Origin of the sequence: Amycolatopsis thermalba (assembly GCF_023376025.1) — a bacterium.
Lineage (GTDB): Bacteria > Actinomycetota > Actinomycetes > Mycobacteriales > Pseudonocardiaceae > Amycolatopsis_E > Amycolatopsis_E thermalba.
The window spans coordinates 1,443,047-1,456,240 of sequence record NZ_CP091196.1 but is presented as its reverse complement, the minus strand read 5'-3'; the positions used below and the strand labels follow the sequence as shown (position 1 = coordinate 1,456,240).

The 13,194-nt window shown below is 71.9% G+C and carries 12 protein-coding genes; 5 read left to right on the top strand and 7 right to left on the bottom strand.

The window, feature by feature from the left end; translation table 11 throughout:
• Positions 1–225 precede the first annotated feature (225 nt).
• Positions 226–1,395: an acyl-CoA dehydrogenase family protein gene (locus L1857_RS07130; RefSeq protein ID WP_094006915.1), complete on the bottom strand. Its 1,170-nt coding sequence runs from the start codon at positions 1,393–1,395 to the stop codon at positions 226–228.
• A 97-nt stretch (positions 1,396–1,492) separates the two neighbouring features.
• Between L1857_RS07130 and L1857_RS07125 the strand changes: the two genes are divergently transcribed.
• Entirely contained in the window at positions 1,493–3,160 is a 1,668-nt protein-coding gene (locus L1857_RS07125; protein WP_116110945.1) for a class I adenylate-forming enzyme family protein, read from the top strand.
• Here L1857_RS07125 and L1857_RS07120 read toward each other — a convergent pair.
• Entirely contained in the window at positions 3,157–4,191 is a 1,035-nt protein-coding gene (locus L1857_RS07120; RefSeq protein ID WP_116110946.1) for a F420-dependent hydroxymycolic acid dehydrogenase, read from the bottom strand. The genes L1857_RS07125 and L1857_RS07120 overlap by 4 nt on opposite strands.
• A 216-nt stretch (positions 4,192–4,407) precedes the next feature.
• Between L1857_RS07120 and L1857_RS07115 the strand changes: the two genes are divergently transcribed.
• Positions 4,408–4,683, top strand: coding sequence for a cutinase family protein (locus L1857_RS07115; protein ID WP_198958295.1), 276 nt, complete (start codon positions 4,408–4,410; stop codon positions 4,681–4,683).
• Between the two features lie 64 nt (positions 4,684–4,747).
• On the opposite strand, the gene purE is transcribed toward L1857_RS07115, so the two are convergent.
• The 5 genes from purE to L1857_RS07090 form a co-directional block, all read right to left on the bottom strand.
• Complete coding sequence (purE, locus tag L1857_RS07110) at positions 4,748–5,221, bottom strand: 5-(carboxyamino)imidazole ribonucleotide mutase (protein WP_116110968.1); 474 nt, start codon at positions 5,219–5,221, stop codon at positions 4,748–4,750.
• Positions 5,222–5,255: 34 nt separating this feature from the next.
• Positions 5,256–6,437, bottom strand: coding sequence for a 5-(carboxyamino)imidazole ribonucleotide synthase (locus tag L1857_RS07105; protein WP_249464680.1), 1,182 nt, complete (start codon positions 6,435–6,437; stop codon positions 5,256–5,258).
• Between the two features lie 7 nt (positions 6,438–6,444).
• The gene (locus tag L1857_RS07100) at positions 6,445–7,587 is read right to left on the bottom strand and encodes a glycosyltransferase 87 family protein (protein ID WP_094006919.1); all 1,143 of its coding nucleotides are present in this window, start codon (positions 7,585–7,587) and stop codon (positions 6,445–6,447) included.
• Positions 7,562–8,893, bottom strand: a complete 1,332-nt coding sequence (locus L1857_RS07095) for a glycosyltransferase 87 family protein (protein ID WP_094006920.1) — start codon at positions 8,891–8,893, stop codon at positions 7,562–7,564. The genes L1857_RS07100 and L1857_RS07095 overlap by 26 nt, the downstream gene beginning before the upstream one ends.
• Positions 8,894–8,958: 65 nt before the next feature.
• The gene (locus L1857_RS07090) at positions 8,959–9,780 is read right to left on the bottom strand and encodes a GGDEF domain-containing protein (RefSeq protein WP_116110949.1); all 822 of its coding nucleotides are present in this window, start codon (positions 9,778–9,780) and stop codon (positions 8,959–8,961) included.
• Positions 9,781–9,948: 168 nt separating this feature from the next.
• Here L1857_RS07090 and L1857_RS07085 point away from each other — a divergent pair, with 168 nt between their 5' ends.
• From L1857_RS07085 to L1857_RS07075, 3 genes are read left to right on the top strand one after another with little or no spacing between them, the layout of a single operon-like run.
• Entirely contained in the window at positions 9,949–12,066 is a 2,118-nt protein-coding gene (locus L1857_RS07085) for a sigma-70 family RNA polymerase sigma factor (RefSeq protein ID WP_249464676.1), read from the top strand.
• A 24-nt stretch (positions 12,067–12,090) separates the two neighbouring features.
• Entirely contained in the window at positions 12,091–12,627 is a 537-nt protein-coding gene (locus tag L1857_RS07080) for a GtrA family protein (RefSeq protein ID WP_094006923.1), read from the top strand.
• 36 nt (positions 12,628–12,663) lie between these two features.
• Positions 12,664–13,194 carry a GtrA family protein gene (locus L1857_RS07075; protein WP_162830707.1) on the top strand — a complete coding sequence of 177 codons (531 nt, stop codon included), beginning with the start codon at positions 12,664–12,666 and terminating at the stop codon, positions 13,192–13,194.

The following is a 13,194-nucleotide window of genomic DNA, read 5'->3' as shown; positions in this document are numbered from 1 at the left end:
GAGGTGCCTCTCGGCTTCATCATCGGCAGCATCAAAGTTGCGGATCGCCACGTCCAACGCTTGCCGCAGGTTGTCCAGACCGGCCGTCAGCATGTGGAACACCGGGACCGATGAGCGATCGTCCGAGTCCAGCGCTTGCCGAACCGTGCCTGGCTGCCGCAGGAAGCCCCCGCAAAAAGAAGCGGCGCGGCGCCCAACCCGGGCACCGCGCCGCCAAAAAACCTCTCAACCCTTCAACAGAGCCCGCGCCATCACCATGCGCTGGATCTGGTTCGTGCCCTCGTAGATCTGCGTGATCTTCGCGTCGCGCATCATGCGTTCCACCGGGAAGTCGCGGGTGTAGCCGGCGCCGCCGAACAACTGCACCGCGTCCGTCGTCACCGACATCGCCACGTCGCTCGCGTACGACTTCGCCGCCGAGGCCATGAAACCGGCACGCGCGTCGCCGCGTTCGGTGGCCGCCGCGGAGGCGTACACCAGGTGCCGGGCCGCCTCGATCTTCGTGCCCATGTCCGCCAGCATGAACTGCACGCCCTGGAACTCCGCGATCGCGCGGCCGAACTGCTTGCGCTCCTTCACGTACGCGACCGCCGCGTCCAGCGCGCCCTGCGCGATGCCCAGCGCCTGCGCCCCGATCGTCGGGCGCGTGTGGTCCAGCGTCCGCAGCGCCGTCTTCAAACCGGTCCCCGGCTCACCGATGATCCGGTCCGCCGGAATCGTGCAGTTCTCGAAGTAGATCTCCCGCGTCGGCGAGCCCTTGATGCCGAGCTTGCGCTCCTTGGGCCCCACCGAGAAGCCCGGGTCGTCCTTGTGCACCACGAACGCCGAAATCCCGTTCGACTTCTTCGGCGCGTCCGGGTCGGTCACCGCCATCACCGTGTACCACGTCGACTCGCCGGCGTTGGTGATCCACGCCTTCGTCCCGTTCAGCACCCAGTGGTCACCGTCCAGCCGGGCGCGGGTGCGCATCGACGCGGTGTCCGAGCCGGCCTCCCGCTCCGACAGCCCGTACGACGCCGTCGCCCCCGCCGCGATCTCCGGCAGGACCAGCTTCTTCAGCTCCTCCGACGCCGACAGCAGGATCGGCTGCGTGCCCAGCTTGTTCACCGCCGGGATCAGCGACGCCGACGCGTCGACGCGCGCGACCTCCTCGATCACGATGCACGCCGCGATCGCGTCCGCGCCCTGACCGTCGTAGGCCTCCGGGATGTGCACCGCGTTGAAGCCGGACGCGTTCAGCGCCTTCAACGCCTCGTACGGGTACCGCTCCTGCTCGTCCACCTCGGCGGCGTACGGCGCGATCTCCTTCTCCGCCAGCGCACGCACGGCAGCACGCAGCTCTTCGTGCTCCTCGGCCAGCTGGTAGAGGCCCGGGGTCTCCGACACCTGCGTCACCTTTCATCGAGCGGGTAAGAAGTCCGTCATCCATGTTAGTGCTCGTTCACTAGCCGGAATTGTGTTCTGGGCCGCACCTTCGCTCTATGGTGGGGTGATGCCGATCACTGCTGGGTCATGGCCGCCCCACCTCCCGAGATCGCTGGACTACCCCGACGTCCCCGCCGGATCGATCCTGGCCGGTGCCGCGAAACGCTACGGCGACCGAACCGCGTTCACCCACCACGACCGCTCCCTCACCTACGCCCAGACCTACGCCGCCGCGTGCCGGTTCGCCAACGCGCTCCGGGCACGGGGCATCGGGCCGGGCGCCACGGTCGCCATCCACCTGCCCAACTGCCTCGCCTACCCCGTCGCCTACTACGGGATCCTGCTCGCCGGCGCCACCTTCACCCCGGCGAACCCGCTGCTCCCGCCCGCGGACCTCGCCCACCAGCTCGCCGACTCCGGCGCCGTCGCGGTGGTCACGCTCGGCAAGGTCGCGCCGGTGGTCACCGCGGTCCGCGCCCAGACCGCCGTCGAGCTGGTCGTGGTCGTCGCCCCGGACGACCCGGCCGGGCTCGCCGAGGGCCAGGTGGAGTTCCAGGCCTTCGCCGACGGCCAGCCGGACACCCGTCCCGACCTGGACATCGACACCCGCACCCACCTCGCCCACCTCGCCTACACCGGCGGCACCACCGGCCGGTCGAAGGGCGTCCGGCTGCCGCACCGCAACGTCGTGGTCAACACGCTGCAGTACGCCTGCTGGGGCACCGGATCACTGCCGGCGCTGGACGACGACGGCGACCTCACGCTCGACCAGGTCGGCAGCCCCGACGAGTGGCCCACCCGGCTGGGCACCGGCTCGGGCATCAACCTCACGCCGTGGTTCCACGCGATGGGCACCATCGGCGGGCTCAACGTGCCGGTCATGGGCGGTGGTTCGACCACGCTGCACGACCGCTTCGACCCGGTCGCCTACCTGGCCGACGCCGAACGCCTGCGGGTCACCTCGATCGGCGGCGCGCCCGCCCTGTTCGCGGCCCTGCTGGCGAGCCCGGACCTGGCCACGCGCGACCTGTCGAGCGTGCGCGGCATCAGCTCCGGCGCCGCGCCACTGCCGCACGAGATGCTCAAGGCGCTGGCCGCGCGGTTCCCGGACGCGGTGATCACCGAGGGCTACGGCCTCACCGAGGTGACCATGGGCGCCACGATCAACCCGGCGTTCCGCTCCGGCCTGCGCAAACAGGGGTCGGTGGGCGTGCCGGTGTTCGACACCGAGGTCAAGATCGTGCCGCTGGAGGGCGGCGAGGACCCGGTGCCCGAGGGCGAGCAGGGCGAGGTGTGCATCCGCGGGCCGCAGGTGATGGCGGGCTACCACAACCGGCCCGACGAGACCGCCGCCGTGCTGGTGGACGGCTGGCTGCACACCGGCGACATCGGCGTGCTGGACAAGGACGGCTACCTGTCCATTGTGGACCGCAAGAAGGACATGCTGCTGTACAAGGGGTACAACGTGTACCCGCGTGAGCTGGAGGAGCTGCTGATCGCGCACCCGGGCGTCGCCGCGGCGGCCGTCGTGGGGCGCAAGCAGACCGACGTCGGCGAGCTGCCGGTGGCCTTCGTCGTGCGGGCGGACGAGAACGTGACCGAGGCGGAGATCCTGTCCGCGGTCAACGACAACGTCCTGCCCTACAAGCGGATCCGCGAGCTGCGGTTCGTCGACGAGATCCCGGTGTCGGCGGCGGGCAAGATCCTCAAGCGGGAGCTGCGGCAGCGGCTCTAGAGCAGCGGCAGGACCCGGGCGCGGTAGAACTCGATCGCCACGCCCGGGTCCTCCTGCGGGAGGTGCAGGAACGGCGTCACACCCGCGTCCAGCAGCTTCCGCAGGGCCGCGACGTGGACCGCCGGATCCGTGCCCACCGTCCAGCGGCCGGCCACCTCGGCCAGCGGGGTGGCCTGCGCGGCCTCCTGGATCGCGACCGGGTTGGGCAGGTCGGCCGGCTTGACCGTGAACCGCCACCGCTGCGCCGCCAGGTCGATCTCCCGCTGGTCGCCGACCACCGCGAACAGCTCGGCCCACTTCGGCATCGCGTCCGGGTTCTTGCCCGCCTCCCGCGCGCCCGCGGCGAACGCCTCCCGCAGCGCCGGGTCGAGGGACGCTCCGGCCTGGGTGATCCAGCCGTCGCCGTAGCGGCCGGCCAGCCGCGCGCTCTTCGGCCCCTGCGCGGCCACGTACACCGGCGGCGGCTTCGCCGGCAGGTCGTACAGCTTGAGCTGGTCGGTGGCGAAGAACCGGCCGCGGAAGGTGACCCGCTCCCCCGTCCACAGCCGCCGGATCAGCTCGATCGCCTCGACCAGCCGGTCGTGCCGCTCGGCGTAGCGGCCGTACTGGCCGGTGCCCGCCTGCTCGTTGACCGCCTCACCGGTCCCGAGACCGAGGAACGTCCGTCCCGGGGCGAGCAGTTCGAGGGAGGCAAACGCTTGCGCTACCTCGGTCGGGTGGTGCCGGTAGCTCGGGCAGGTCACCCCGGAGCCGAAGGTGACGCGCCGGGTGCGCTCACCGACCAGGGCGAGCGTGAGCCACGGGAACATCGAGTGCCCCTGGTTGTCCTGCCACGGCTGCAGGTGGTCACTGGCCCAGACGAACGCGAAGCCCGCCGCCTCCGCCTGCCGCGCGAAGTCCAGCAGCCGGTGCGTCCGGAACTGCTCGTGGGACAGCACCAGCCCGACCGGCGCTCGCGCCGCGGGCGGCTCGACGCGGACGAATCCGGCGGAAGCGGCGAACATGCCCAGGGTGCGGCGCGAGAACTCCATGATCGCCGGATACCCGGCGGAAACCGGACCGACCGAGAGTTCACCGACACTGGTGATCTCACCGATGCCCGGCCAACACGATGGCGGGACACTCGGTGAACGCTCCACACGAGACTCGGCACCCTGACCCTGCTCGCCTGCGCCGTCCTCGGACTGGCCGGCGCCGCGGCGACCGGCACCGCCGCGACCACCGCGGCCTGCGCGGACCTCGAGATCGTGTTCGCCCGCGGCAGCGGCGAGGTCCCCGGCCTCGGCATCACCGGCACCCCGCTGGTGTCCGACGTGAAGTCCGCGCTGCCCTCGGCCTCGGTGTCGTCCTACGCGGTCGACTACGCCGCGAGCTACGACCAGACCAGCGCCGCGATCGGCATCCGGACCTACCTCGGCACCGGCCAGACCATCCCTGCCGAGCTGGCGCCCCGGGTGGTCGCGGTGATCGCGTTCGGCAACCCGCTCGGCCTGTACGGGCAGACGATCAAGACGGCCACCTGAGCTACGCCACGGACGGCAGCGTCGACCAGGCCGCAGCCTTCATCGCGAAGCAGTACACCGCGAGTTAGGACTCGATCTTCTCGCGGAGCTTGGCGTCCTTGTCGAGCACCAGCTGTTCCAGGTCGGCCTGGAAGGCGGCCATCTTCTCCCGCAGCGCCGGGTCCTGCGCGGCCAGGATCCGCACGGCCAGCAGCCCGGCGTTGCGGGCGCCACCGATCGACACCGTCGCCACCGGGACCCCGGCCGGCATCTGCACGATCGACAGCAGCGAGTCCATCCCGTCCAGGTACTTCAGCGGGACCGGCACGCCGATCACCGGCAGCACCGTGGCCGAGGCGACCATGCCGGGCAGGTGCGCGGCTCCCCCGGCCCCGGCGATGATCACCTTGATGCCGCGGTCGGCCGCGGTGCGGGCGTAGTCGAGCATCCGCTGCGGGGTCCGGTGCGCGGAGTACACGCCGACCTCGTAGGACACGCCGAACTCGTCCAGCGCCGTCCCGGCCGCTTCGAGCACGGGCCAGTCGGAGTCGCTGCCCATGATCACGCCGACGTCGGTCACGCGTGCTCCCCTCTCAGTGGATGTCGTAGCCGTCGGGCCATTCGGCGTGCGACAGCCAGTGCGCGGCCAGCTTGGCGCGGGTCCGCAGGCTCTCCAGGTCGCCGCCGACGAAGTTGACGTGCCCGAGCTTGCGGCCGGGCCGCTCGCCCTTGCCGTAGAAGTGCACGTGGGCGTCCGGGAAGCGGGCGAACAGGTGGTGCAGCCGCTCGTCGGGCGCCATCCGCGGGGTTTCCGGCGCGCCCAGCACGTTGGCCATCACCGTGGGCGCGATCAGGTCGGTCACGCCCAGCGGGTAGTCCAGGACCGCGCGCACGTGCTGCTCGAACTGCGAGGTCGCCGAGCCGTCCATGGTCCAGTGGCCGGAGTTGTGCGGGCGCATCGCGAGCTCGTTGACCAGCAGGCCGCCGTCGGTCTCGAACAGCTCGACCGCCAGGATGCCGACCACGTTCAGCTCGTCGGCCAGCCGCAGCGCCAGCTCCTGCGCCTCGTGCACCTGGCGCGAGGTCAGGCCCGGCGCGGGCGCCAGCACCTCGGTGTTGATGCCGTTCTCCTGCACGGTCTCCACGACCGGCCAGGCCGCGCCCTGCCCGAACGGCGAGCGCGCGACCAGCGCGGACAGCTCCCGCTTCATCGTGACGCGCTGTTCGACCAGCAGCTCGGTGCCGGCGGCCCGCAGCTCGGGCACCAGCGTCCGGGCCTCGGCGTCGGACTCGACCATCCACACGCCACGGCCGTCGTAGCCGCCGGTGGCGGCCTTCAGCACGACCGGCCAGCCGTGCTCGGCGCCGAACTTGAGGATGTCCTCCACTTCGGACACCTCGGCGTAGGGCGGGCACGGGAAGCCGGTGGCGGACAGGTGGTCGCGCATCACCAGCTTGTTCTGCGCGAACGCCAGCGCGTCGGGCCCAGGGCGGACCGTAAAGCCCTCGTTGACCAGCGCGAACAGGTGCTCCCACGGGACGTGCTCGTGGTCGAAGGTCACCACGTCGACGGTCTTGGCGAACTCGCGCAGCGCGTCGAGGTCGGTGTGGTGCCCGAGCTGGACGTCCCCGGCGACCATCGCGGCCGAGTCGTTCGCGTCGACGGCGAGGATCCGCATCGACTGTCCCAGCGAGATCGCGGCCTGGTGTGTCATCCTGGCGAGCTGGCCGCCGCCCACCATCCCGACGATCGGGAGGCCTGTGCGCTTGTCCATAACGGCTCTAGATTACGGGGAGACGCAGCTCACGAGCCGTCAGGCCGAGGATTCCCAGCGCCGCGGCCAGCACGTAGGCGTTGCCGGGCACGAACAGCTCCGGTCCCCAGCCGAACTCGGTGTCGCCGCCGTTGGGCACCAGCATCACCACGCAGCTGGCGAAGAACACCGTCACCAGGCCCGCCCACACCCAGCGCGCCGTCGACGCGAGCAGGACGATCAGCGGCACCGCCCACACCCAGTGGTGCGACCAGGACACCGGCGAGACCAGCAGCCCGAGGAACGCGGTCACCAGCAACGCGGCCAGCGTCTCGCCACGCCGGTGCAGCCGCCGGACCAGCCACACCGCCGGTACCGCGAGCACCGCCCCGATGCCCAGCGCGACCGCGGTGGACCAGGACGCCTCGTGCGAGAGCCGGTTGACCAGCCCGCCGAGCGACTGGTTGAAGATCCACGACACCCCGCCGACGCGGTGCGGGTCGAACGCCGCCTCCGCCCAGTAACGCGCGGCGTCGCCGGGCATCAGCGCGAACATCAAGATCTGGAGCCCGGCGAACGTGCCCAGCGCGCGCAGCCCGTCCCGCCACCGGCCGGTGACGAACAGGTGCGCCACGAAGATCAGCGGCGTCAGCTTGACCGCGGCCGCGACCCCGATCAGCACGCCCGACCAGCGCGAGCCGGCCAGGACCAGCACGTCGAGCACGACCAGCGCGAGCAGCACCAGGTTGATCTGCCCGAGGAAGATCGTCTTCCAGACCGGCTCCAGCCCCAGCGCCGCCACGGTCAGCCCGGCGACCGCCCAGCCGCGGAACCGCCCGCTCACGCGGATCACCACGGCCAGCGACAGCACCGACGCGGCCGCCAGCACGCCCCAGGTCAGTCCGCTGGGCAGCGCGGCCAGCGGGACGAACAGCAGCGCCGCGGCCGGCGGGTAGGTGAACGGCAGCGACACCCAGGACGGCAGCGTGGACAGCCGCTCCGGCGTGTAGACCGCGTCGCCGTGCAGGAAGGTCAGCGCGCCGGCGCGGTAGACGGCGCTGTCCGCGCCCAGCTGCCAGCCCGCGAGCCAGCCGGCCACGCCGACCGCGAGCGCGCCCAGGACGAGGGCGCCGACCAGGGCGGGCTCAGCCCGCGACCGTAACGTCGTCACGCGCCCGCTCCCGCCGGCGCTGCAGCGCCCACCGCGTCACCAGCACCACGGTCAGCACCAGTGGCGTGAGGATGTAGGCGTTGCCCAGCACGGTCTGCCAGAACTTCCAGTGCAGCTCGATGTTGCGCCCGTTGGGCAGCGCCAGCAGCACGCAGCTGATGAACACCGCGACCACCGCCCCGGTGGCGACCCAGCGCCTCCAGGCGGTGGCGGGCGTGGTCTGCGGCAGCCGCGACACGAGCAGCACCAGCAGCGGCACGGCCCAGACCCAGTGGTGCGACCACGAGATCGGCGAGGCCAGCAGCCCGAAGAACGCGGTGACCAGCAGGGCGGCCAGCGCCTGCCCGCGGCGGTGGAAGCGCAGCATCAGCCACACGGCCGGGATCGCCAGCAGCGCCGCGACGCCCAGCGCGGCCTTCGACGCCCACGGCGCCAGGTCGGTGAGCCGGTTCATCAGGCCGTTGAGCGACTGGTTGCCCGCCCAGTGCACCGGGCCGATGCGGCCGGTGTCGGAGATGGTCTTGGTCCAGTAGCGGATCGTGTCGCCCGGGATCAGCGCCAGCATCAGCAGCTGCAGGCCGAGGAACACGCCGAACGCGCGGAACGCCTCGCGGCGGCGGCCGGTCAGGAACAGGTGCGCCACGAACACCAGCGGCGTCAGCTTCACCGCCGACGCGATGCCGACCAGCACCCCGCCCCAGCGGGTGTTCCGCGTGGTGACGACGAGGACGTCGAGCACGACCACGGCCATCAGGATCAGGTTGATCTGGCCGAGGAAGATCGTCCGCCACACCGGCTCCAGGCCCAGCATGACCAGGGAGAACACCAGCGTCGCGCGGGCCGGTGAGGACCACCAGCGGCGCACGGCGGGCGGGGTCGGCAGCGAGCCGATCGCCACGCGGATCACCAGCGCCATCGCCAGCACCGAGATCGCGGTCAGCACGCCCCAGGCGATCTGGACCGGCAGGATCGCCAGCGGCACGAACAGCAGCGCGGCCGTCGGCGGGTAGGTGAACGGCAGCAGCGCCCACCACGGCTCCGGCGGCAGGGTGTTCGCGTCGTAGAGCGGATCGCCGTGCAGGAGGGTGATCGCCCCGGCCCGGTACACCGCGCTGTCCACGCCGAGCCGCCAGTCGAACAGCCAGCCGACGATGCCGAAGACGAGTGCGAGCAGCGGGACGAGCGACAGCAGCAGGATCGAACGCGGCCGCACCGACAACCGGGCGAGCGAGGTGCGCAGGGCCAGGCGCGGGTGCGCCGGCTCGCCGAGCGGCTCGCCGCCGGTGGCGGGCACTGACTGGGTCACCCTTTCAGGAAATCACGAAACGACTACAGCGTGCGCGGAAGGGTCGGGTTCCGGCGGCCACAGGGTCAGGTTCGTGCGAGTCGCTGCAGCAGGTCGCACGCGGACTCGTGGGTCGCGGGCAGCCGGACCAGCTTGATCTTCGGCGGGCCGACCGGTTCGAGCTGGTCGTCGACCGAGAGCCGCTCGTGCAGCTCGCGCCGCAGCATCACGGCCTTCGCGGCGATCCGGCCGTCGCGCGGGACCGCGGCGGCGACCGTGGACGGCCCGAGCTTCGCGATGCTCTCGCCGCCGTCGAACACCACCCGCAGCGCCTCGGCGATCAGGATCATCGCGGTGAGCCGGGGCCAGCCGCTGACGGCGGACAGGTCGACCGAGACGACCAGCAGGGTGTGGTCGTCGGACACCTGGTGCCCGGGCCGGCGGTACAGCTCGCGCAGCCGGGTGCGCAAGTAGGACGCGGTGGGCAGGCCGGTCAGCGGGTCGACGACCTCGGTGGTGGCGAGCTTGTCCATCGCGACATCGGCCCACGCCAGCGCCGCCACCCGCAGTAGCCGGGCGGGCAGGGCGTCCACGTCCGGGCTCACCAGATCGCCGGACTCCCCCGGAGGGGTGGTTACCGCGTGCAACGCCGCCAGATCGGCGAGGGTCTCGCCCAGCCCGGCGCCGGCCGCGGCCCGCGCCCTGACCAGACTCGCGATGGGGATCTCCGCGGAGCCGTTCCGCAGCATCGCCGCGCACACCGTGTCGACCTCGGGAAGCGCCCAGTCGCTGGGGAAACGCCATCCCGCGGCCAGGCTCGCGGCCTGCCAGCGCGCCCGCAGCTCGCGCAGCGATCCGCCGCCGCCGGGCTCCGGTTCGAGCCGCAGCCCCATGGCCGGCACGTCCACTGGCAACCGTCCTCTCGTCCCGCGACCGCTGTTCCGGTGATGTGACGATCGAAGCGGCGCGTCGTGACGGAATTACACCGTGCGGGTCAATAGGGCCAGGTGTTGCGTGACGGGCCGGGACCGGTCAGTCACACTGATCGCGCGCAGCAGCGGGGATGAAGGAGAGCGGTGTCCACCCTTTCGGCCGATTTCGAGGGCAAGAGCGACGCGGAGCTGATCACCGACGTCCGCACCGGCACCCTGGCCGCGTACGGCACGCTCTACGAACGGCACGTCAGCGCGGCCTACAACCTGGCGCGGCAGCTCGCCCGGTCCACCGCCGAGGCCGACGACCTGGTCTCCGACGCGTTCGCGAAGGTCCTCGACACGCTGCGCGCAGGCAAGGGCCCGGACAGCGCCTTCCGCGCGTACCTGCTCACCGCGCTCCGGCACACCGCCTACGACAAGACCCGCAAGGACAAGCGCGTCGACCTCAACGAGGACATGACCACGGTCAGCGCGGAGGCGCTGACCGTGCAGTTCTCCGACACCGCCGTGGCCGGGCTGGAGCGGACGATGGCGGCGAAGGCGTTCGCGTCGCTGCCCGAGCGCTGGCAGGCCGTGCTGTGGCACACCGAGATCGAGCAGCAGAGCCCGGCCGAGGTCGCGCCGCTGCTCGGCCTGACGCCCAACGGCGTGTCCGCACTCGCCTACCGGGCCCGTGAGGGCCTGCGGCAGGCGTACCTGCAGGTCCACCTGGCCGAGACGTCCGCCGACAAGTGCCGCGCATGCGCCGACCGGCTCGGCGCGTGGACCCGCGACGGCCTGTCCAAGCGGGAACGCGCCCAGGTCGAGGCGCACCTGGACGAGTGCGCGGACTGCCGGGCGCTGGCCGCCGAGCTGGCCGAGGTCAACGGCGCGCTGCGGGCGATCATCGCGCCGATCGTGCTGGGTGGCGCGGCGCTGGGCTACCTCGCGACCGCGGGCAAGGCGACGGCCGCGACGGTGGCGACCGCCGGTGCCGCGGCCGGGTCCGCGGGTGGTGCGGCTTCCGTCGCGGCCGCCGGGCCGCGGCAGTTCGTCGGGGTCGGCGTGTCCGGTGTCGCGGTGGCCGCCGCGGTCGCCGCCGCGCTGGCCGCGGGTGGTGGCACGCAGGAGATCCCGGCGGCCGCGTCGGCTCCGGCGCCACCGCCGGCGGTCGCGCCCGCGCAGCCCCCGGCCCCGCCCGCCGCTCCGCCGGCCGCGCCGCCACCGGCTCCGGTCGTCGAACCGGCCCCCGCGCCCGTCGCGCCCCCGGCGCCCGGGCCGGCCCCGGCGCCACCGCCGCCGGCGCCCGGCGCGCCCGCGAACATCACCGCCGAGGGACCGTCCTCGGCGCTCGAACTGGAACCGGGCGGTGACCCGGTCGCCCTGCCGATCACGGTGCGCAACAACGGCGGATCGGTGTCGGACCCGGTCGCGGCGACGTTGAACCTGCCGCCCGGCATCCGGGTGGTGCCGGCGGGCGGCGGTGGCGGCGGCGCCGGTGGATTCGGGACGCAGGCCGCGCCCGGGCCGCTGCTGGTGAACTGCCCGCCGGGCGAGGGCACGGTCACCTGCACCACCCCGCGCGGGTTGCGGCCGGGTGAGAGCGCGGTGCTGACGTTCCTGCTCAAGGCGGAGCAGGGTGCGGCGTCGGGCCAGGTCACCGGTTCGGTGAACGCCGGGTCGAACGTCCGGGTGTCGGTCAGCGTGCCGGTGTCCGTGGCCGAGGCGCCGGACCAGGTGGCGCTGGAGGCGAAGGCCGTGCGGAGCGGCCAGCACGTGTGGGGCCGCTCGGTGTGGCTGTCGGTCGACGTGACCAACACCGGCCCGAACACCAAGCCGGTCACCCTCTCGATCGACGACGAGGCGCGGCTGATCCTGGGCAGCTTCCGGGCGGCGTGCGACAGCGGCCCGACGACCACGTGCACCAGCCTGAACGCGCTGGAGCCGGGCGAGCACCTGCGGCTGTGGTTCGAGCTGGACGGGCCGGAGAAGCAGGCCCGGACCGTGACGGTGTCGGCGACGCTGGGCACCGCGCACGCGTCGCAGACGGTGACGTTCGACTGCTGGTTCCCGCACTGCGGGGTGCCGTTGCCGGGCCTGGCGCCGACCACGACGACCACCACTTCGGTGACCCCGTCGCCGTCCACCACGACCACCACGACCTCGCGCGAAACGACCACCACCACGACGACGACCTCCAGCCGCACGACCACGACGACGACCACGACGTCGAAGGACCACGGGCGGCCGTGGTGGTGGCTGCCCTGGATCCCGTACTGATCTCCCGGAGTACCGTGACCCGCCATGACGGGTTTCGCGGCACTGTTGCGGTTCCTGCCCCGGGGGGTGCGCAAGTTCCTCGTCCGGCGCCGTGAGCTGCTGAAGTTCGTTCTGGTCGGCGGAACCTGCTTCGTGATCACCAACGTCGTCAACTACGGGCTGAAGCTGACCGTGCTGACCGGTAAGCCGGTGACCGCGCTGGCGGTCGCGACGCTGGTGGCCACGGTGGTGTCGTACGTGCTCAACCGCGAGTGGTCCTTCCGCACCCGCGGCGGCCGCGAACGGCGTCACGAAGCCGCGTTGTTCTTCCTGATGAGCGCGATCTCGCTGGGGCTGGGCGCGCTGCCGCTGGCCGTGTCGCGGTACGTGCTGCACCTGCACACGCCCGAGGTCGGGCTGGTCACGCAGGAGATCGCGGACTACGTGAGCGGCATGATCGTGGGCACGCTGCTCGGTACGGCGTTCCGTTGGGTGTCGTTTCGGAAATGGGTGTTCCCGCAGGAGGACGCACATCCGGGACGCGTCGCGGAATCGGATGAAACCGGCTCACGCGCCGCCTGACGCTCCCCGGTTTCGCGGACTCCGTAGACTGCCCGAGTGACCGTTGTGGAAAGCGTGTTGTCGCACACGCCCGAGCCATTGCGCTCGGTGTTGATCAAGCATCGGGAGCTGCTCAAATTCGGGATCGTCGGCGGAACGACCTTCATCGTCGACAACGGTGTCTGGTACCTGCTGAAACTGAGCGTGCTGGAAGACAAGCCGACCACGGCGAAAGCGATCGGGATCATCGTCGCGACGATCGTGTCGTACGTTCTCAATCGCGAATGGTCGTTCCGCACTCGTGGGGGCCGGGAAAGGCATCACGAGGCCGCGCTGTTCTTCGTGATCAGCGGCCTGGCCGTGGTCGTGAACCTGATTCCGCTGTGGGTTTCGCGGTACGTGCTGCACCTGGAACTGCCACACGTGAGCCGGTTCGCGCAGGAAGCGGCGGACTTCGTCAGCGGATCCATCATCGGCATGCTGCTGGCGATGGTGTTCCGCTTCTGGGGCTTCAAGAGGTGGGTCTTCCCGGACGAACTGGGCAAACGCCGCCGCGACACGTCCCGCGAGCCAGACCCGACGGCCTGA

Coding starts and splice junctions, on each gene's coding strand:
- L1857_RS07125 (WP_116110945.1), top strand. CDS start 1,493: ATGCCGATCACTGCTGGGTCATGGCCGCCCCACCTCCCGAGATCGCTG.
- L1857_RS07120 (WP_116110946.1), bottom strand. CDS start 4,191: ATGGAGTTCTCGCGCCGCACCCTGGGCATGTTCGCCGCTTCCGCCGGA.
- purE (WP_116110968.1), bottom strand. CDS start 5,221: ATGGGCAGCGACTCCGACTGGCCCGTGCTCGAAGCGGCCGGGACGGCG.
- L1857_RS07105 (WP_249464680.1), bottom strand. CDS start 6,437: ATGGACAAGCGCACAGGCCTCCCGATCGTCGGGATGGTGGGCGGCGGC.
- L1857_RS07080 (WP_094006923.1), top strand. CDS start 12,091: ATGACGGGTTTCGCGGCACTGTTGCGGTTCCTGCCCCGGGGGGTGCGC.